The 21,489-nt window shown below is 34.0% G+C and carries 13 protein-coding genes; 11 read left to right on the plus strand and 2 right to left on the minus strand.

Annotated features, from left to right (window positions below):
* Window positions 1–113: 113 nt before the first annotated feature.
* The 9 genes from BM239_RS11690 (at window position 114) to uvrB (ending at window position 18,469) form a co-directional block, all read left to right on the plus strand.
* Window positions 114–1,007 (plus strand): ABC transporter ATP-binding protein, encoded by an 894-nt coding sequence (locus tag BM239_RS11690; RefSeq protein ID WP_092208819.1) that lies wholly within the window; start codon window positions 114–116, stop codon window positions 1,005–1,007.
* A gap of 18 nt (window positions 1,008–1,025) precedes the next feature.
* Complete coding sequence (locus BM239_RS11695; RefSeq protein ID WP_092208821.1) at window positions 1,026–1,853, plus strand: ABC transporter permease; 828 nt, start codon at window positions 1,026–1,028, stop codon at window positions 1,851–1,853.
* A gap of 26 nt (window positions 1,854–1,879) precedes the next feature.
* A complete protein-coding gene (locus tag BM239_RS11700) occupies window positions 1,880–5,179 on the plus strand; it encodes a T9SS type B sorting domain-containing protein (protein WP_092208823.1) in 3,300 nt (1,099 codons plus the stop codon).
* A gap of 40 nt (window positions 5,180–5,219) precedes the next feature.
* A complete protein-coding gene (locus BM239_RS11705) occupies window positions 5,220–7,064 on the plus strand; it encodes a T9SS type B sorting domain-containing protein (protein WP_092208825.1) in 1,845 nt (614 codons plus the stop codon).
* A 108-nt stretch (window positions 7,065–7,172) separates the two neighbouring features.
* Window positions 7,173–12,002 (plus strand): T9SS type B sorting domain-containing protein, encoded by a 4,830-nt coding sequence (locus BM239_RS11710; RefSeq protein ID WP_092209125.1) that lies wholly within the window; start codon window positions 7,173–7,175, stop codon window positions 12,000–12,002.
* 39 nt (window positions 12,003–12,041) lie between these two features.
* Window positions 12,042–12,764 (plus strand): hypothetical protein, encoded by a 723-nt coding sequence (locus BM239_RS11715; RefSeq protein WP_092208827.1) that lies wholly within the window; start codon window positions 12,042–12,044, stop codon window positions 12,762–12,764.
* 153 nt (window positions 12,765–12,917) lie between these two features.
* The gene (locus BM239_RS11720; RefSeq protein WP_092208829.1) at window positions 12,918–13,565 is read left to right on the plus strand and encodes a DUF1801 domain-containing protein; all 648 of its coding nucleotides are present in this window, start codon (window positions 12,918–12,920) and stop codon (window positions 13,563–13,565) included.
* A gap of 370 nt (window positions 13,566–13,935) precedes the next feature.
* Window positions 13,936–16,263, plus strand: a complete 2,328-nt coding sequence (locus BM239_RS11725; protein WP_092208831.1) for a T9SS type B sorting domain-containing protein — start codon at window positions 13,936–13,938, stop codon at window positions 16,261–16,263.
* A gap of 202 nt (window positions 16,264–16,465) precedes the next feature.
* A complete protein-coding gene (gene uvrB, locus BM239_RS11730) occupies window positions 16,466–18,469 on the plus strand; it encodes an excinuclease ABC subunit UvrB (protein ID WP_092208833.1) in 2,004 nt (667 codons plus the stop codon).
* Window positions 18,470–18,490: 21 nt separating this feature from the next.
* Here the strand turns inward: uvrB and BM239_RS11735 are convergent, their stop codons facing one another.
* Window positions 18,491–18,892, minus strand: coding sequence for a hypothetical protein (locus BM239_RS11735; RefSeq protein ID WP_092208835.1), 402 nt, complete (start codon window positions 18,890–18,892; stop codon window positions 18,491–18,493).
* Between the two features lie 238 nt (window positions 18,893–19,130).
* Between BM239_RS11735 and BM239_RS11740 the strand changes: the two genes are divergently transcribed.
* Entirely contained in the window at window positions 19,131–19,430 is a 300-nt protein-coding gene (locus BM239_RS11740; RefSeq protein ID WP_092208837.1) for a DUF1456 family protein, read from the plus strand.
* A gap of 67 nt (window positions 19,431–19,497) precedes the next feature.
* Entirely contained in the window at window positions 19,498–20,196 is a 699-nt protein-coding gene (locus BM239_RS11745; RefSeq protein ID WP_092208839.1) for a phosphoadenylyl-sulfate reductase, read from the plus strand.
* Between the two features lie 59 nt (window positions 20,197–20,255).
* On the opposite strand, the gene sucC is transcribed toward BM239_RS11745, so the two are convergent.
* Complete coding sequence (gene sucC, locus BM239_RS11750) at window positions 20,256–21,449, minus strand: ADP-forming succinate--CoA ligase subunit beta (RefSeq protein ID WP_092208841.1); 1,194 nt, start codon at window positions 21,447–21,449, stop codon at window positions 20,256–20,258.
* Window positions 21,450–21,489 lie beyond the last annotated feature (40 nt).

Here is a 21,489-nt window from a genome sequence, read left to right on the forward strand (position 1 = left end):
CAATAATTACTATTAAAAAGCATTCTTAACCGAATGCTTTTTTTATTTTAGCATGTAACAAATCATTAACTTACTCGTCCTACAAGTAACCATTAACCAAAACCAAGACTATTTTGGAAACCATTCTAACAATTAATAATCTGACTAAAAAATTTGGCTACCTGACCGCTGTCAAAGATTTATCATTCACCATCAATAAAGGCAATGTTTACGGTATTCTAGGACCAAATGGTAGCGGAAAATCTACCACATTAGGGATTGTTTTAAATGTTGTAAATAAAACATCAGGCGAATTTCATTGGTTTGATGGCAATACCTCAACCCATGATGCTTTAAAAAAAGTAGGTGCTATTATTGAGCGTCCAAATTTTTACCCATACATGACAGCTTATCAAAACCTTAAATTAGTTTGTAAAATTAAAGGTGTTGATTATCATAAAATTGATGAAAAATTAGAGTTGGTAAACCTTTTAGACAGAAAAGACAGCAAATTTCAAACCTTTTCTCTAGGTATGAAACAACGTTTAGCCATAGCTTCTGCCTTATTAAATGATCCTGAAATTCTAATATTAGACGAACCTACTAATGGCTTAGACCCTCAAGGAATTCATCAAATTAGAAGTTTAATTAAATTAATTGCTAGTCAAGGCACTACCATTTTATTGGCATCACACCTATTAGATGAAGTGGAAAAAGTATGCTCTCATGTTGTAGTTTTACGTAAAGGTGAAAAATTATATTCTGGTCGTGTAGACGAAATGATATCGAGTCATGGCTATTTAGAATTAAAATGTGACGACACCCAGACGTTAACAGCATTTTTAGAAGCTAAAAAAATGTTTGGAAAAATTAAAATTGAAGACGATTTGATTACAGCATTTCTAGACGAACCTATGGATGCCAAAAGCGTTAACAAATTGTTGTTTGATAACGGTATCGTTTTAACCCATTTAGTAAAACGAAAAGAAAGTCTTGAAGAACAATTCTTACAATTAACAGACAACTAACCAATCAAAACCAACCACATGTTACGACTAGTAAATTTAGAATTGCAAAAATTACTGTTAAGCAGAACGAATAAAATATTAATATTTATATCCTTTATTTTGCCATTTACGGTTTTGGTATTGTCATCTATAAAAATAAATTTCTTCGGATTTTTCACTTTAGAATTAGGCGAATTAGGCATTTTTAACTTCCCATTAATCTGGCATATCACCACATTTTTTGCCTCATATTTCAAATTGTTCTTTGCAATTGTTGTGGTGAGTATGATTGGGAATGAATACAGCAACAAAACCATCAAACAAAATTTAATTGATGGTTTAAGTAAAAAAGAATTTATACTCTCTAAATTTTACACCATTGTATTTTTCTCATTATTTGCTACGGTTTTAATTGCCATAGCGTCATTTTTAATAGGCTTATATTATTCAAGCTATACAGAAGCAAGTATCATCTTTAGAGAAACCGAATTCTTGCTAGCCTATTTTGTAAAGCTTGTTGGATTCTTTACACTTTGTTTATTCTTTGCCATGTTATTAAAACGATCGGCATTTGCCTTGGCGTTTTTAATAGTACTTTATATTGCTGAATGGCTTATATTTTGGGGTTCTTATGAAATTTTTGGTAGTACAGAAACGGCGTTTAAAGTTAAAAACTTCTTACCATTAGAATCTATGTATAAGTTAATTGACCAACCTATCCAGCGTATTATGATGACAAAATTCCCTGAAAAAGCTGATTTATCATATGATTATGCTGTGCATTGGTACGAAATTGCAATTGTACTTGGTTGGACTGCTATATTCGTGTTTTTATCGTTAAGATTATTAAAGAAGCGAGATTTGTAATATATTTGGATCATATTGCTATCCAAATGAAAAAAATACTCTTTTATACATTTTTAATCTGTTTTGTTGGTGTGTATGGTCAACAACAGGCATCCAATTGGTATTTTGGCGAAAATGCTGGAATTCAGTTTGCTGCTGATGGAACCGTTTCTGCCTTAAATGATGGGCAACTAAATACTGTTGAAGGATGTTCATCAATTTCAGATAACAATGGAAACTTACTATTCTATACAGATGGTTCGTTAGTTTATAATAGTGAGCATAACATAATGGTGAATGGCACTGGGTTATTAGGTGATTTATCAAGTTCACAATCTGCTATAGTAGTTCCAAAGCCAGACGACTCTACTATCTACTACATTTTTACAGTGGGATCAAACCAGTCTTTTACGGGATTAAAATATTCAATTGTTGACATGACTTTAGATTCTGGTCGTGGAGAAATAACAGTAAAAAATGTTAATCTTTTATCACAATGTGCTGAAAAAATTGCAGCCGTTTTAAAAGATTGTGAAACTGGAGCCATATGGGTTATTGGGCTTTCAGATATTAATGGTACTTCAACAGCAAGAATGGATACATTTCACGCTTTTGAAGTTACAGATACAGGTGTTAATCCTATAGCAGTCAAATCAACTTTTAATCGTTTAAATATTTCTGATTCTAGAGGGTATCTCAAATTATCTCCTGATGGATCAAAAGTAGCTTGTGCTAGTATGTCTAATGGATTAGACCTATTTGATTTTGATGTTACAACGGGTATGTTAAGTAATAGTGCACGAATCACAATTCCTGGTATAAATAACCGCCCTTACGGTGCCGAATTTTCACCAACAAGCGAGATTTTATATGTAACCGCCTCAAATGATTTTTTTGGTAATGGTGATACTAATCCAAGTTCTCATCAATCTGTATTACTCCAATATGATCTAACAGCTGGAGATATTAGTAATTCAGCCTTTATTTTAGATAGTCGGAATGGCTACCGAAGTGCTTTACAGTTAGGTCCTGATGGTAAAATTTACAGAACTACATCTGAAACCTACAGTCGTGGTTTACCCTTTTTAAGTGTTATAAATAATCCCAATATACTTGGAACCGATTGCAATTTTGTAAACAATGCTATTTCATTAGGACAAAATAATTCTACACAAGGATTACCACCATTCATAGCCTCTTTCTTTACTGAAAAAATTGATATTATTGGTAATGGTAATGAAACCACATTCTTACCATTATGCACAGGTGATACTTATACATTAATATCAGATAATATCCCTGGCGCAACTTACATTTGGACAAAAGACGAAAATCCACTTCCAGAAGCTGATTTCGACTTAATTATTAATGATGCAGGTATCTATAGAGTTCTAATCGATTTAAATAATGGTGATTGTAACCGATTAGAAGGAGAAGCTATTGTTGAATATTTTGATATTCCTATTGCTAATCCTGCTGGGAAGTTGAATGTTTGTAATGACGCTTTATCTGCAGATATTGACTTAACCGTTCGTGATGCGAATATTCTTGGAACGCAAAATCCTAGCGTTTACGAAGTTCATTATTTTGAATCCCAATTAGATGCTGAAAACAACGAAAACGAGATTACGGGCTTATTTACTAACACCTTGAATCCAACACCTATTTTTGCTCGTATTCACAACAAAAACAACCCAAATTGTTATGACACTACATCCTTTGAGGTAGAAGTGTTTATAACACCAACGGCAAACCCAATTCCCGATCAAATCTGGTGCGATGATGCTACTGATGGAGATGCCACGAATGGCCAAACTGATATTGATTTGTTGAGTTTTAACCCCATGTTTCTAGATACACAAAGTCCAACAGATTTTTCAGTGAGTTACCATACCTCGCAAGCAAATGCTAATTCTGGTATGAGCCCACTTCCTGATACATATTACAACCAAACAGCTTTTCAAGAAGAAATTTTTGTTCGTGTTGAAAACGTTTTAAATTCAGACTGTTTCAACACAACCTCTTTTAATGTTGTTGTAAACCCTTTACCTCCTGCTTTCAACTCAAGCTTAATTCAATGTGATGAAGATGCTAATCAAGATGGCAGAACTGCGTTTAATTTGGATGAAGCTTTTGGTGCTTTATCAGGAAATTCCACAACGGTTTCTATTGAGTATTATGACAATCAAACAGATGCTAATTCTGGTTCAGACATGCTTGACCCTTTAGGGTATGTAAACACGAGTAATCCAGAAGTCGTAATTGCCAAAATTATTGATAACACAACGCTTTGTTACAGCTTGGCTGAATTATCTCTTGAAGTCAGTACAACCCAAATTAATAATTATCAAGCTCCTGAAGTTTGTGATGAATTAGACTCAGAAGATGGCATTAATACCTTCGATTTAAACGAAATTACGGTAGCCATTCAGCAAGACAATACCATTACATTTCCAGTTACCTATTATGAAAATTATAATGATGCGCTGCTCGAGCAAAATGCATTAACTACACCTTTTAATAATACCATACCTTATAACCAAACTATCTATTCACGTGTTGAAAACAATAATGCCTGTTATGGGATTGGTGAGGTAACGTTAACCATTAACCCAAGACCGCAATTAGAAGCAGATGAAACAGTACTGTATTGTTTAAATACATTCCCTGACACTATTAGTTTAGAAGCTGGAATATTAAACGATTCAGCAAACAATTATACCTACGCTTGGTCGTCTGGCCAAACCACAAGCACCATTGCTATTAACGAAATAGGAAATTATACCGTAACTGCCACAAATAATTCGGGATGTACACAAACGCGTACCATTACTGTGGAACCCTCTAATATTGCAACCATAGAATCCATTACAGTACGTGATGCACTTCGTGGAAATAATACCATTACTGTTATTGTTTCAGGTGAAGGAGAATACGAATATGCACTTTTTGATGGTGACGGACTTTTATACACTTCTTATCAAACAAGTAATGAATTTAACAATGTAGATCCTGGAATTTATACCGTTAGCATTCGTGATGTTAAAAATAATTGTGGCGTGGTAGATGATATGGTTTCAGTTATTGGATTTCCAAATGTATTCACACCAAATAGTGATGGCACCAACGATACTTGGAATGTTCAAGGTGTTACTGCATTATTCCAACCAAGCACTCGCGTTCAAATATTTAACCGTTACGGAAAATTATTAAAAGAATTAAGCCCTTTGAATGGTGGTTGGGACGGCACTTATAATGGTGAAATTATGCCAAATGACGACTACTGGTTTACTGTAAAGCTTCAAGATGGCCGTATTTTTAAAAGTCATTTCACGTTAAAGCGTTAACACTAAAAAAATCGTACATTTAAAACGGTAACACCGTTCTATGTTTCAGATTAATAAATTCATCTTAATCATTTGTTGTTTTGCGTCTTCCCTCGCATACAGTCAGGAAATATCATTATTTCAACAATTTAATGGCCGTTATGATTATTTAGCTATTGGCAACACACTAAACCAATTTGAAAATAATTTAGACCGAAGTTTTTGTGAAATATTACCCGAATCCGAGGCTGAACTTAACTTAAATCCAAACTGGAATATTGTAGCAGCTTATTTATATTGGGCTGGTTCTGGTAATGGCGATACAGATGTAAGCCTCAACGGCAATCCATTTAGTGCAGATAATACTTATTTGGTGGACTATAACGATCCTATTTACGGACTCCTCACCTATTTTTCTTGTTACACAGACATAACAGATTATCTACGTGCGACAGGAAATGATACCTATACGTTTTCAAATCTAGATATTTCTGAAACTTTAACTACAAATGAAGGTTATTGTGGTAACCGAACTAATTTTGCCGGCTGGAGTATTTACGTGATTTATGAAAACACTGACTTACCAATCAACCAAATAAATTTATTTCAAGGGTTAGAAATCATCAACCGAAATGTGCAAGAAAAAACTATTTTATTAGAAAACATCAATGTTTTAGACAATGAAGGTGCTAAAATTGGTTTTTTAGCTTGGGAAGGCGATGTGAATTTAAATTATGGTGAATCGCTTTTAATTAATAACAACCTGCTCTCCAACCCGCCATTAAATCCCTCAAACAATGCCTTTAACGGAACAAACTCATTTACGGGTAGTAACACTTTTTATAATGGCGATTTAGATGTATACAATATTGAAAATAATATAGCAATTGGTGATAATTCGGTAGAAATAAAACTAACTACAGGTGAAACCGATGAGTTTGGGGTTTTAAGAGCAGACTTAATAATACTGAATAACGTCGTGACCGTTTTAAACAGTCAACTACCTGATGCAACCGTTAGTGTAGACAACTATTTTTTGGAATGTGCCACCAGAAATGTGACTATCAATTTTACAGCTTTTAATAATAACGCTACCGAAATTTTACCAGCAGCAACACCTATTGCCTTTTATGCAGACGGAGTTTTAGTAGCACAAAGTGAAACAACAAACAGCATTCCAATTGATGGTTTTGAAACACAATCCATAACCATTAATATTCCCGAAACTATATCTGATAGTTTTACACTTCAAATTGTTATAGATGATACCGGAAATGGAGCTGGTATAGTTACTGAATTAAACGAATTAAATAATACCAAAATAGAAGGAATTACCTTGCTTCCCATTCCTGAAGCCATACCATTAAATCCTTTAGAATCTTGCGATATTGGGTTTAACAAAGCAACATTCAACTTAACTGATCAACTTCAATTTATTGATTATGAAACCCTTGAGGATATCAGTTATTATCAAACTGAAACCGATTTGTTTAATCAGGAAAATGAGATATTGATTCCAGAATATTTTGAAAATACCTCATCACCACAAGAAATTTTTATTCGTGTAAACGCAGATTTCTGCTTTAATTTTTATAAATTTAAGGTTAGTGTCAAAAATTGTCCGCCCAATATTCCCCAAGTCTTCACACCAAACCATGATGGATTTAATGATTGGTTTAATATTCAAGGGCTTTACAATATTTTTGAAAACCACAAACTGTTAATTTATAATCGTTGGGGAACACTCATTTTTCAAGGTAATAATAATTTACCATGGGACGGAACAGCTAATAAAGGCTTAACAAGCCAAGGAAATAGAGTGCCTGTTGGTACTTATTTTTATGTGCTGTTTTTAAACGATGAAAGTTTTGAAAATATAACTGGTTGGGTATACGTGAACTACTAAATGCATTTTAACTGCATTTAATCGATAAAATTAGCGTTTCATCTGATTATTTTATTACATTTGCTGAACTAGCCCCAAATCCGTTAGTTGAAACTTGAATTACAAAAAATGAAGAAAATCTTCTTATTTACCTGTCTTTTAGTAGCTTTCTTCAATATTAGCTTCGCACAACAAATATCTATTAATGATACCTTTACTGCTCAGCAACTTATTGAAGATCGCTTAATTGACGGTTGTGTGGAAATTTCTAATGTACAATCCGTAGTAAACGGTTCTGTTAATAATATAAACAGCTTTGGCTATTTTGAACGTTCAAATTCTACGTTCCCTTTTGAGAATGGTATTTTATTGTCTACAGGAGCTGCCGTTTCGGCTGGAAATACTGTTAATGCAAACCCTTTAAATGATGGTGAAGCAGATTGGCCTACCGATTCTGATTTAGAGAGTGCTTTAGGAATTACTAATACGTTAAATGCCACATCCATAGAATTCGATTTTATTTCAGTTTCAAATCAAGTGCAATTTAACTACATACTAGCTTCCGAAGAGTATTATGCCAATTACCCATGTGAGTATTCTGATGGGTTTGCGTTTCTAATTAAAGAAGCAGGTACAACCAATCCTTATCAAAATGTTGCTGTAATTCCTGGAACAGGTACCGCTGTAAATACCAGTACTATTCACGAAGAAGTTGTGGGGTTTTGTCCTGCTGAAAACGAACAATATTTTGAAGGTTATAATTTAGGTGACACCAATTTTAATGGCCGTACAACGGTACTTACAGCATCTGCAACTATAGAACCTAATGTGCAATATCACATTAAATTAGTTATTGCCGATCAAGAGGATGAAAATTTTGACTCTGCGGTGTTTATTCAAGGAAATAGTTTTAATTCGTCGGTTAATTTAGGACCTGATATTACTACCTGTGCCGACACCATTACATTAAATGGAGACATACAAAACCCTTTAGCAACGTATGAATGGTTAGAAAACGGCATTCCTATATCTGGTGAAACCAATCCAACACTTAACGTTACGAACTCTGGAACGTATACGGTTTCTATCTCGATACCTATCAATGACACGATTTGTGAAATTGAAGACACCACCATTATCACTTTGAGTTCAGAACAATCTGCTGGTCTTATTTCAGATTACATAGTTTGTGACGACCCTAGTAATGATGGATTGTATACTTTTGATGTGTCTATAAAAGATCCTGATGTTCTTACTGCTGTTCCTGCTGGTAATTATGCTATTTCTTACCATTTTAACTCTAATAGTGCTCAAGATGGCAGTTTTCCAATTTCAACACCGTTTCAGAATTCAGCAAATCCGCAAACTATTTATGTCCGGATTCTAGACATAGATAATGGCTGTTTAGCTTTCGGTACATTTAATCTTGTTGTTAACCCTTTACCAACCATAACACCTCCAACTCCTTTAGAAGTTTGTGATGATGGGAATGGAGATGGTTTTACACTAATTGATTTAAGTGTGAAGAACTCCGAAATTACAGGAGATAACTCAAATTATATAGTTAGTTATCACTACAACCAAACAGATGCTGAAACAGGTGCCAACCCTGTGCCTGAACCTTACTCAAATACAACTCAAAATGACCAGCTTTTTGTTAGCATTATGGATGCTTCTACAGGATGTAGAAGTACGACAACTTTAGATGTTACCGTTCTTGATAGTCCGGCTATTGATAATGATTCGCATACCATTGATGCCTGTGAACAAGATGATGATGGCTTTGAAAATTTTGATTTAACCACAGTAATAGACGATGTTTTAAATGGCATTACAAATGTTTCAACCACATTTCATGTCACCTATGAAGACGCACAAACCGGTAGTAATCCCATTACAGATATCACCAATTACACCAATACAACGCCTGAATTTCAAGTTATTTATATTCGTGTTGTAGATAATGTTACTGGTTGCCCAGCTATAGCAAACATTGAACTCCATACCAATTTACTTTTAAATGAAAGTAATATTAGAAACTTTTCTCGCTGTGATGATGCTTCTAATGATGGAATCGTCAATTTTAATTTAGAAAATATTGCCACAACTATAATTAATGGTTTAACAGATGTTTCTGTTGTTTTTTATGAGTCAGAAGCTGACCAAACCGCTGGCACTAATGCTATTGACCAAACTATTCCATATGAAGTAACACAAACACCACTCCCTTTATTTGTAACAATTATAGGCGCCAATTGTTCAGTGAATTCTGAAATTGAACTTATTATCCACCCAGCAACCATATTACCTACTTTAAATTCTGTTACCTATTGCGATACGGATGACAATACCATGACATCTGTTGAGTTATCAAGTTTCAACAGTTATGTGAGTTCAGGAATTCCAAACGCAGAGGTTAGCTATTTTCTAACTGAAGAGGAAGCTACAGATAATGAAAATCCGTTACCTCCTTTTTATGATAATACCAGCAATCCATTTGAAGTATACGTTCGTGTTAGAAATGGTAACACAGGATGTTACGATGTTGCAACGTTAGAAATAGAAGTACTACCAGCCCCAACTACCACACAACCAAGCAATGAAATTATTTGCGATGATGATCAAGACGCCTTGACCATTGTTAATTTAGATGCCAAAATACCAGAAATTGTTGCTTCAACAGAAGGCTTAAATATCACGTTTCACAGAACATTTGCTGAAGCAGAAACTAACACTAATAGAATTATAAATACCTCTGCTTACAGTGCCGACACACAAACCGTATTCTCTAGAGTGGAGCGCATAACCACAGGCTGTTTTGCTATTGAAAACTTTGAAATTGTAGTGAATACCCTACCTGTTTTTACAACTATTCCTGATTTCAATAATTGTGAAACAGATGGTAATCAAATTGCTGAATTTATATTTCAAGAAAAAGATGCGGATATACTAAACGGACAAACGGGTAAACGTGTTTTATATTTTGAAAATGCCAATGATGCAATAAATAGAACTAATATCATAGATAAAACTGCTGTGTATGAAAACACATCCAACCCACAACTCATTCATATTCGTGTTGAAAACATCAGTGATACTAGCTGTTATGATGTAAGCACTTTTTTTATTGAAGTGGGTTCTGTTCCTATCTTTAATCCACCATTAGACAAATTCCTATGCGATGATATATCTAATGATGGTCAAGAAACTTTCGATTTAGCAGCTATTCAAGCTGCCATGAGTTTAGGAAGCACCGACAATTTAACCATTACATTTTATGAAAATTTAGACGATGCTGAAAATGCTGAAAATCCAATTGATTTAAATTACACCAATCAAAGTAATCCGCAACAGATATATTCTCGTATTGAAAATGGCACCTATTGCCATGGAATTGCTGAATTTGGTTTGAATGTTATTCAAGTTCCTAACGTGAATCAAGCATCACTCATGACAGCATGTGACACTGATTATGATGGTTCCACAACCTTCGATTTAACCATAGCAGAATTTGAGGTGCTTGAAATCAGACAGAACAATATTCTAGTTACCTACCATGAAAATATTGATGATTTAGAGGCCAATATCAATAGTATTCCTAATCCAGAAGCCTATGAAAATATTGAAAACCCACAAACCGTTTATATTCGTATAACCAATACTGTATCTGAATGTTATGTGATGGTGCCATTGGATTTGGAGGTAAATTTACCACCAACTATTAACCCAATTACAGATTATAATACCTGTGAAGCTGTGGATAACATATTTGATTTAAATGAGACCATTGAAACTTTAATAGATTCACAACCAAATGTAGCTGTTACTTTTTATGCCTCGCAAACGGATGCAGAATCAGCTCAAAATCCTTTAGACAGCAATTATAATTATAACTCTAATAACGATACAATTCACATACGAGCAGAAAACACCATTACAGGATGTTTTGCTGTAGATTCATTCAATTTAATAGTAAACCCTAATCCTATAGCAATAACACCTGCAAATTTAGAAGCCTGTGATGATGATTTTGATGGAATGCGTATTTTCAATTTATCCCAACAAACAAATACAATTCTAGGTGGTCAAAATCCAGCTAACTTTAGCGTAACCTATTTTGAACTTGAAATTGAAGCAATAGAAAATAACAACCCAATAACGGAATTAAATTATAATGCATTTCATGAGCAAACTATTTATGTGCGCGTTCAAAATAATACTACAGGATGCTTTGCAACTAACAGTTTTTTAACCTTAATTCAACGGAAACCATTTATTGAAATCCCAGACCAGACCGTTTGTTTAGATAATTTACCTTTAGTTGTTTCAGCTGAAACAGGATTTGATTCCGATACGTATTTATGGTCTACTAATGCAACAAGTCCCGAAATAGAAATCACCCAAATAGGAGCTTATTCGGTAACCGTAACATCAGATTATGGCTGTACGACCTCTGTAACCTTTAATGTTATTGAATCTGAACAAGCTACCATAGAATTTACTGAAACCATTGACTTTTCCAATCCTAATAATATTACCGTTACCATTAGTGGTATAGGAAACTACATGTATATTTTAGACAATGGTGTTCCTCAATCTTCCAATGTGTTTTATAACGTTACCTTGGGACCACATACCATTGAAGTCTATGATTTAAATGGGTGTGCATCGGCAATAAAAGAAATTGTAATTATAGATGCTCCACTCTTTTTCACACCCAATCAGGATGGACAAAATGATACTTGGCATATTACAGGTGTCAATCAAATTCCAGGAACCATCGTATATATTTTTGATCGCTATGGAAAGCTTCTAAAAACCTTAACACATTCTTCACCTGGTTGGGATGGTACTTACAATGGCCAAAACATGCCATCAAACGATTACTGGTTTTTAGCAAAAGTAAAAAAAGGAGATACTGCTTTTGAGGTGAAACGTCATTTTACCTTAAAACGATAACTATTATTTACTAGTTGGCTATAATTTGAACCAATCTTTATGGTAGAAAAAAAAGACATTGAAAAACTAATCATTCAGAACAAAAAAAGTACTCTGAAAAATCATTGGAACGATGCGTTTTTTTACAACACAACAAAATACAGCGGAGAAGTAAAACCGAACGAAATTCTGATTTGGAGGTCTGCACATTTTTTAAGAGGAGCATATCCAATTTTTCATCTGATTTTTGACCAAAATGCTGAATTGAATGGAATAAAAAAGGAGAAAAACCCTTTTCATAAACTTCTGAATAAAATATCAATCGGATTTTTTATTGTACTTGCTTTGGTTTTGTTATTTACGACTGATTTTAAGACTGCCACTATTGGAATAATCGGAGTTTCTGTAATTGGAACTTTATTGCATTTAGTAATGTCAAAAGCAAAAAAATACGAGACAAAAATTCTGACTGACGAACTGAAAGAAGCAATAGAAAATATAGAAAGGAAAAATAATCCTGAACTCATAAACAAACCGAAAACTGAATTAAAGAAAGAAAAGGTTAAAGAATGGACTTTTACAAAAATTTTGACAAGGCTTATTCTCTATCCATTCTGCTTACTTATGCTTTATTTATGTATTCAAATGATTTTAAATCCTGATTCAAATCACATAAAACAAAGACCGTTAGGAATTATAGGTATCGTAATTGTTGGAGGATATTTAATTGTTGACCTAACAATTATTGTGAAAAATTTAATGAAAAATAAAAACTACAGCTAACAATGTATAAAAATAATCGCTCAATTTTGGGCTAAACCAAAAGTCGTTGCAAGTTTACTACGTCTGATTTTCCTGCGGAAAATCCTCGCACGTAAACCCGCTACTATTCTTATACGAAAACGTTGGCAACATTTGAGAGAATTGTAAAAACCAATGAACGAAGAAGTCAAAAAATACCTGAACGGACTTAAAAAGTGGAAAGCGGAGTTGACCAAACTTCGTAAAATTATACTTGAATGCGGATTAAAAGAAGAATTTAAATGGATGCATCCTTGTTATACAGATAATGGAAAAAACATTGTTTTAATACACGATTTCAAGGAATATTGTGCACTTTTATTCCATAAAGGAGTTTTACTCAAAGACTCTGAAAATCTTTTAGTTCAACAAACCGAAAATGTGCAATCGGCAAGACAAATTAGGTTTACGGATTTGCCAGAAATTCACGAACTAAAACCGACTATAAAAGAATACATAAAAGAAGCAATCGAGATTGAGAAATCGGGAAAGAAAATTGAGAAGAAGAAAACTTCTGATTTTAATATTCCAAAAGAATTGGAACAAATATTTTCTGAAAATCCAAACTTTAAAAAAGCATTTAAGAATTTGTCTGCTGGACGCCAGCGTGGTTATCTTCTACATTTTGATAAACCAAAGCAATCCAAAACCAAACTATCCCGAATTGCTAAAAATATGGAAAGAATAATAGATGGTTATGGACTAAATGATTGTGTTTGTGGACTTTCAAAACGGAAACCTAATTGTGACGGTTCACATAAACAATTGGAGAATTGTGAATAAAAACGTTGCACAAACATATCTAAACGCTATTAGGGCGCTTTCAATTACATCCCAATCCATTCGAAACTGCTAACGTCTGTGCCAAACCGAGAATTGAAGCATTAAAACCTGTAACCGACAGTTAATCGAGACCCTTATTTAAATAAAAAAACTCAAGTCTTTAATATAAAAAATCGTATTCTAGCCATCATTACTTTTAATTTTAAAATGAAAAACTTGACTTATAAATTGTAATGATGGTGTTTTCTTTCAATATGAAATTTCAAAGTTGATAAAAAAGCAAAATGAGAGTGCAATATGTAAATTTTGCCAACAAAAGAAAAAGTTAAGATAAGTTCTATTGTGTATCTTTGCAATCCAATTGCTAGGAATGAGAAATGCCCTTTTTATAATAACCTGTTTATGGTCACTTTTGTCATGGTCACAAAATGTGACTGTAGATGCACGTGCTTACACACCTCAAGAACTTATTGAAGATGTGTTAATTGATAGCGACTGCATTTCTAATGTGGTTGTTACCAACGCAGTGAGCGGAAATTTTAATGGAGGAGATTTAAGCTATGGATATTTTGAAAACAATAATTCCAGCTTCCCGTTTCAAAGCGGCATTGTCATGTCTACTGGACGCCTTGAAAACACCGAAGGCCCCAACACTAGTTTAAGCGATGATGATGCATCAAACTGGATTGGTGATGCTGATTTAGAATTTGTTTTAAACGAATCTAACACTCTAAATGCAACTATTTTAGAATTTGATTTTGAAGCCATTGCAGACCAAATCAGCTTTCGCTATATTTTTGCTTCAGAAGAATATCAAGAAGCTAATGCTAATACCTGTCGCTATTCGGATTTATTCGGCTTTCTCATTCGTCCAGAAAATGAATCACAATACACCAATATTGCTGTAGTTCCTAATACTCAAACACCTATTAAGGTAACAACCGTTCATTCTGGAATCCCTGGAAGCTGCAACCCCATAAACGAACAATATTTTGGCGGTTGGAATGGCTCTGGTGCTCCTATAAATTTCAATGGCCAAACGGCTGTTCTAACAGCTGTTGCCAACGTAATTCCCAATACTACATATCATGTAAAACTAGTAATAGCTGACGAACAAAATTTTCGTTATGATTCTGCTGTGTACCTCGAAGCTGGTAGTTTTCAATTAAGCTCTGATTTAGGTCCTGATTTATTAATTGCAGAACGAACAGCACTTTGTAGTAATGAAACAATAGAATTAAATGCTTTTCAACCAGGAAACAATACGTATAGATGGTTTAGAAACAGTGTTGAACTGCTAACTGAAACCAACGCTACCTATACCGTTACACAGCCTGGCAATTATGCGGTGGAAGTAAATATTAATGGAACATGCATAAGTACTGGTAATGTTACCATTGAATATGCGCCAGATCCAATTGTTTCCAACACAACCCTAATTGCTTGCGATTTGGATTTGAATGGCTTAACGACTTATAATTTATTTGATGCCGAAAGCGCAATAACAAATGGTGACACTCAATTGTCAGCAGATAGTTTTTACAACACTTTTATAGGTGCAGGGCAAACCGGAAACGGACTTATTACAAACCCATCTAATTACAATAACTCCAGTATTTTAGAAACCGTTTACGCACGTATTACTAACTCTAATGGTTGTATTTCAGTTGCCGAAATTAGTCTAGATATTGCAAATAACCCAGTTAGTTTAGCACCTTATACAAGTTGTGATACCGATTTTGATGGTATTATTAATTTTGATATTTCTGAATTAGAAACCTATATTATTTCGGAACCAGATGTTCCTAACACCGCTTCTATTTCGTTTTTTGAAACGCAGACAGACTTGGAGAATCAAACCAATGAAATTTCTGGAACTTATGAAAATACGAACAGTCCAAATTCCGACACGCTTTTTGTTCAAATAAGCGATAACGGAAACTGCTATGCATTTACAACCATTGCGTTACAAGTTTTTGATCAACCAGAATTAATTCCTGATGAAAGCATCTTTTATTGTTTAAATGAGTTTCCTAATACAGTTTTTATAAATTCGGGTGTTCAGCAGAACCCTAGTGATTTTACATACAGCTGGGATTTAAATGGTGTGGATTTGAATTTGAACACAAATCAAATAGCAATTAATGAAACTGGGATTTACACCGTATTTGTAACAAACACAAACCAATGTACTTCCGTAAGAAACATTGAAGTTCTGCCATCTAACATCCCGACTATAAATGATATTGTAGTTGTAGATGCATCATCAAATAACACCATTACTGTTTTTGTTTCTGGAGAAGGTTCTTATGAGTATGCTTTAGATTTTGGGAGTTTCCAAAGCAGTTCAACCTTTACCAATGTTTCAGCAGGCGCTCATACCATTACAGTCAATGATATCAACGGATGTGGTTCTGTTTCACAAAATGTTTCAGTGCTTGGTTTTCCTAAATTTTTCACACCAAATGGTGATGGCATGAATGATGTATGGAAACCAATTGGCGTGAATTCAGATATTAAAATATTACAAATCAGTATTTTTGATCGCTATGGCAAACTGATCAAACAAATAAATTCAACAAATTCTGGTTGGGATGGTACCTATAATGGTTTACAATTAGGTTCTGATGATTATTGGTATCGCGCAGTACTACCAAATGGGAAAGAATATTTAGGACACTTTTCTTTAGTAAGATAAGAGCAAGGCTAGATTTTTTCAACTCTTTGAAATTCACGAAAAGGTTAACTACACAAATAGACCAGTCATCGAAAACGCTAGAATTTACGTATTTTTGTATCTTGATACGAGCAGGACTAAAATTTCTTATTAACGTATTTTTAGTTATGGTTAGTTTCCATGTTTATTGGAATAACTCTCGAAAATCAATATAAGGAAGCATATGAAATTCAAAATAAAATCCGAATTCAAACCAACTGGCGACCAACCTCAAGCTATTAAAAAACTGGTTACTGGTGTGGACTCACAAGAAAAATACCAGACGCTTTTAGGCGTAACAGGTTCGGGAAAAACATTTACAGTTGCAAATGTTATACAAGAGGTACAAAAACCAACTTTAGTTTTAGCGCATAACAAAACTCTGGCCGCTCAATTATATTCAGAGTTCAAACAATTTTTTCCAGAAAATGCAGTAGAATACTTCGTGTCCTACTATGATTATTATCAACCAGAAGCCTACATTCCGGTTTCAGGTGTTTATATAGAAAAGGATTTATCTATAAACGAAGAAATAGAAAAAATGCGCTTAAGCACCACCTCTTCCCTACTTTCAGGTCGTCGTGATGTGATTGTTATCGCGTCTGTTTCCTGTTTATACGGTATTGGAAACCCTGTAGAATTTCAGAAGAATGTCATTTCTATTGAGCGTGATCAGATTATTTCTCGAACCGAATTATTACATCGTTTGGTACAAAGTTTATACTCTAGAACCGAAGGCGAATTTAATCATGGAAATTTCCGAATAAAAGGAGATACGGTTGATGTATTCCCAAGTTACGACGATCATGCCTTTAGAATTCACTTTTTTGGTGATGAAATTGAAGAGATTGAAGCCTTCAACGTACAAACCAATGAGGTTCTTGAAAAATACGACCGACTTACTATTTATCCGGCCAACATGTTCGTTACGTCGCCAGATGTGTTGCAAGGCGCCATAAAAAGTATTCAAGATGATTTGGTAAAACAATACGATTATTTTAAAGAAATTGGTAAACATCTTGAAGCAAAACGCCTAAAAGAACGCACCGAATTTGATTTAGAAATGATTCGAGAATTAGGCTACTGTTCAGGTATTGAAAACTATTCGCGTTATTTAGACGGCAGACAACCAGGCACCAGGCCTTTCTGCTTATTAGATTATTTTCCAGAAGATTTTTTAATGGTTGTAGATGAAAGTCACGTAACCATTTCGCAAGTCCATGCCATGTATGGAGGGGATAGAAGTAGAAAAGAAAACTTGGTAGAATACGGATTCCGTTTACCGGCTGCTATGGACAACAGACCACTGAAGTTTGAAGAGTTTGAAGCGCTGCAAAACCAAGTTATTTATGTCAGCGCAACACCTGCAGATTATGAATTAGAAAAATCTGATGGTGTTTTTGTAGAACAAATTATTCGTCCAACGGGATTATTAGATCCTGTTATTGAAGTGCGTCCAAGCCTTAATCAAATAGATGATTTAATTGAAGAAATACAATTACGGGTCGAAAAAGACGAACGGACTTTAGTCACCACATTAACCAAACGTATGGCTGAAGAATTGACCAAATATCTAGATCGGATTCAAATTCGCTGTCGTTACATCCATAGTGATGTGGATACATTGGAACGTGTTGAAATCATGCAAGATTTACGAAAAGGCTTGTTTGATGTTTTAGTTGGTGTTAATTTGCTTCGTGAAGGATTAGATTTACCCGAAGTATCACTTGTTGCTATTTTAGATGCTGATAAAGAAGGTTTTTTACGTTCTGCGCGTTCATTAACCCAAACGGTTGGTCGAGCGGCACGAAATCTCAATGGTAAAGCCATTATGTATGCTGATAAAATTACCAAAAGCATGCAAAAAACCATTGACGAAACAGAATATAGACGTGAAAAGCAAATTGTTTATAATACCAAAAACAATTTAATCCCTACAGCTTTAAATAAAAGTTTGGATAATGCTTTAACTAAAAACTCGGTAAGCACCTACAGTTACGAACTAGAGGCTGCCAAAGCGGCTGAACCTGAAAGTCAATATTTAACCAAAGGAGAATTGGAAAAGAAAATACGTGAAAATCGTAAATTGATGGAGCAAGCGGCTAAAGCTTTGGACTTTATGGAAGCAGCTCAATTTAGAGATTTAATAAAAGGATATCAGGAAAAATTGGATAAACTGAAGGTTTAGTAATATAATTACAAAAAACTTCTAATTATACTGCACCTTAAAAATATCTATAAGCACATCTGGTGGAACCACTTTATTAGGGAAGCTTTCCATAAGATACAAGACTTTATTAATAGATTCGTGACTCAAGCCCATGCGCAAGCCATAATTATGGAGTTTAATTTTGTCTTTAGGCGAATTTTCTTCATCAATATTCATAAGCAAAACCAAGCGATGAAATTGAACAATCCGTTCGCTATGCGATTTTAAATGAATATAATTAATAGGATGTTCAATGAGGTAATCAAAATCCTCTCTTGAAATATCAAGCTGTCTGGCAATAGCTAAAAGAAAATTGTATTCTATAGGTTTTAAGTCGCTTTCATTTTTAGCAAATGAAATCATTTCAGATAGGAGGCTTAATTTTTCAACCCTGTTAATCATCATGAGGAATAGATTAATAATTAGTGGTATAAAGATACGCACAATGATTATTTGATAATCCATGATAAATTGTAACTTGTCGAAAAATTAGATGCGTTTTATCGTTATTATCTTACATTTACTCAAAAATACATATTTAATTAACTGAATTTAAGTGTTTTACATGTTATGTGCATTTCGTCGATATTCTGCTAATTGTACTTTAAAACACATAAACCTTTGCCCATATTATTAAACTATGACAAACAATGACATTTTTAAAAAACTACGTGTAGCTTTACAACTACGTGATGACGAAATTGTTAAAATTTTAGAACTTGTAGATTTCAGAATTACGAAAAGTGAATTAGGTGCTTTTTTCAGAAAAGAAGACCACCCAAAATACATGGAATGTGGAGACCAAATTTTACGAAACTTTTTGAATGGTTTGGTAATTCATTTACGAGGACCGAAGCCCGAAAAGAAACCTAAAATAGCTGGTAATATGAAAGCGACTGCTCCTAAAAAAAATACCATAAAAAAAACAGAAAAAAAGTAGTTATATTTTTTGTGCTCTAATAAGTTCGTCTTAATATTGCTAAATAAGACTAATTTATCTTAATTTCATGTTTCAACTACCTACTTCGCTTTCTAAATTGACATTGTCTGAAAAGGACATTAAACTTTTAAATACTAAATATAAATTATTAACGCCATGTCAAAGAATTGAGACTTTGTACAAAGACTTTAACGTGGAAGAAATAATGTTGACAAGTTCTTTTGCAGCTACATCAGCATTTCTTTTAAAGTTAGTTTCAGATGTCAATAAGGAGCAGCATGTTTTTTTTATTGACACTGGATATCACTTTGATGAGACTATAAAATATAAGAAAAAGCTAACCGATTTATATGGTTTAAATGTTACTTCTATTAGAGCCTTAAAAGAAGAGCATGCATTTACAACTCAAGACGAAACTTGGAAAAAAAATCCAGATTTCTGTTGTTCTATCAATAAAGTACAGCCTCTAGAAACTATTAAAAAGCATTATAATATTTGGGTTTCTGGATTAATGGAATGGCAGAGTGATCATCGCGCTAGTTTAAATATTTTTGAGCAACGTGGAAGTATCTTGAAGTTTTATCCATTATTAGATATTTCAAAAGAAGCGCGCGACACCTATATTAAAAAGCATCAATTACCCTTTCATCCTTTAGTACAAAAAGGTTACAACTCTATTGGTTGTAAGCATTGTACTATTCCTGGAGATGACCGTACTGGCAGATGGAATAATAACCCAAAAACCGAATGTGGTTTACACCTTTAAACTAAAAAAGCTCTCAAATAACTTTGAGAGCTTTTTTTATGATTAGAATATTTTCTATATTATTTAGATAAGACTTCGTGTACTTTATCTGCAGCTTCTTGAAATTCTGTTGCACTCATAACGGCTAGTCCAGAATTGTCAATCAACTCTTTTGCAATATCTGCATTGGTACCTTGAAGACGTACAATAATAGGCACTTGAATATTACCCATGTTTTTATAAGCATCAATAACACCTTGAGCAACACGATCACAACGTACAATACCACCAAAAATGTTTATAAGAATAGCTTTTACATTTGGATCTCTTAAAATTAATTCAAAAGCCATTTCAACACGAGCAGCATCAGCTGTACCACCAACATCTAAAAAGTTGGCTGGCTCACCACCTGCTTGCTTAATTAAATCCATTGTTGCCATTGCTAGACCTGCACCATTTACCATACAACCAACGTTTCCGTCAAGATCTACATAGTTTAATCCTGCTTCTTTAGCTTCAACCTCAATGGCATTTTCTTCGCGTAAGTCACGTAAAGCAGCATAATCTTTGTGGCGGAATAAGGCATTTTCATCCATGGTTACTTTTGCATCAACAGCCATAATCTTATCATCGCTTGTCTTTAACACTGGGTTAATTTCAAATAATGAAGAATCAGACTTATCGTAAGCCGTATATAATGCGGTTACAAATTTGGTCATTTCTTTAAAAGCTAAACCAGATAAGCCTAAATTGAAAGCAATTTTACGTGCTTGAAAAGGCATAATGCCAACTGAAGGATCAATTTCTTCTGTAAAAATTAAATGTGGTGTTTCTTCAGCAACGGTTTCAATATCCATTCCACCTTCTGTAGAATACATAATCATATTACGACCTGTAGATCGGTTTAGTAAAACGGACATGTAATATTCTTCAGGTTCATTATCACCTGGATAATAAACATCTTCAGCAACCAATACTTGGTGCACACGCTTACCTTCGGCAGAAGTTTGAGGGGTTACCAAATCCATTCCAATGATTTCACCAGCAATTTTTTCAACCTCTTGAAGGTTTTTGGCTAATTTTACACCACCACCTTTACCACGTCCACCAGCATGAACTTGGGCTTTAATAACGTGCCAGCCAGTACCTGTATCTTCTGTTAATTTTTTGGCAGCTGCAACAGCTTCTTGAGCATTTTGAGCTACAATACCACGCTGGATACGCACACCAAAACTACTTAACATTTCTTTTCCTTGATATTCGTGTAAATTCATCTTATAAATTCGTTTGGAGTTTTCTCAATAAGAGAAAATC

The sequence above is a fragment of the Algorimicrobium echini genome (assembly GCF_900115185.1).
GTDB classification, from domain to species: Bacteria; Bacteroidota; Bacteroidia; order Flavobacteriales; family Flavobacteriaceae; genus Algorimicrobium; species Algorimicrobium echini.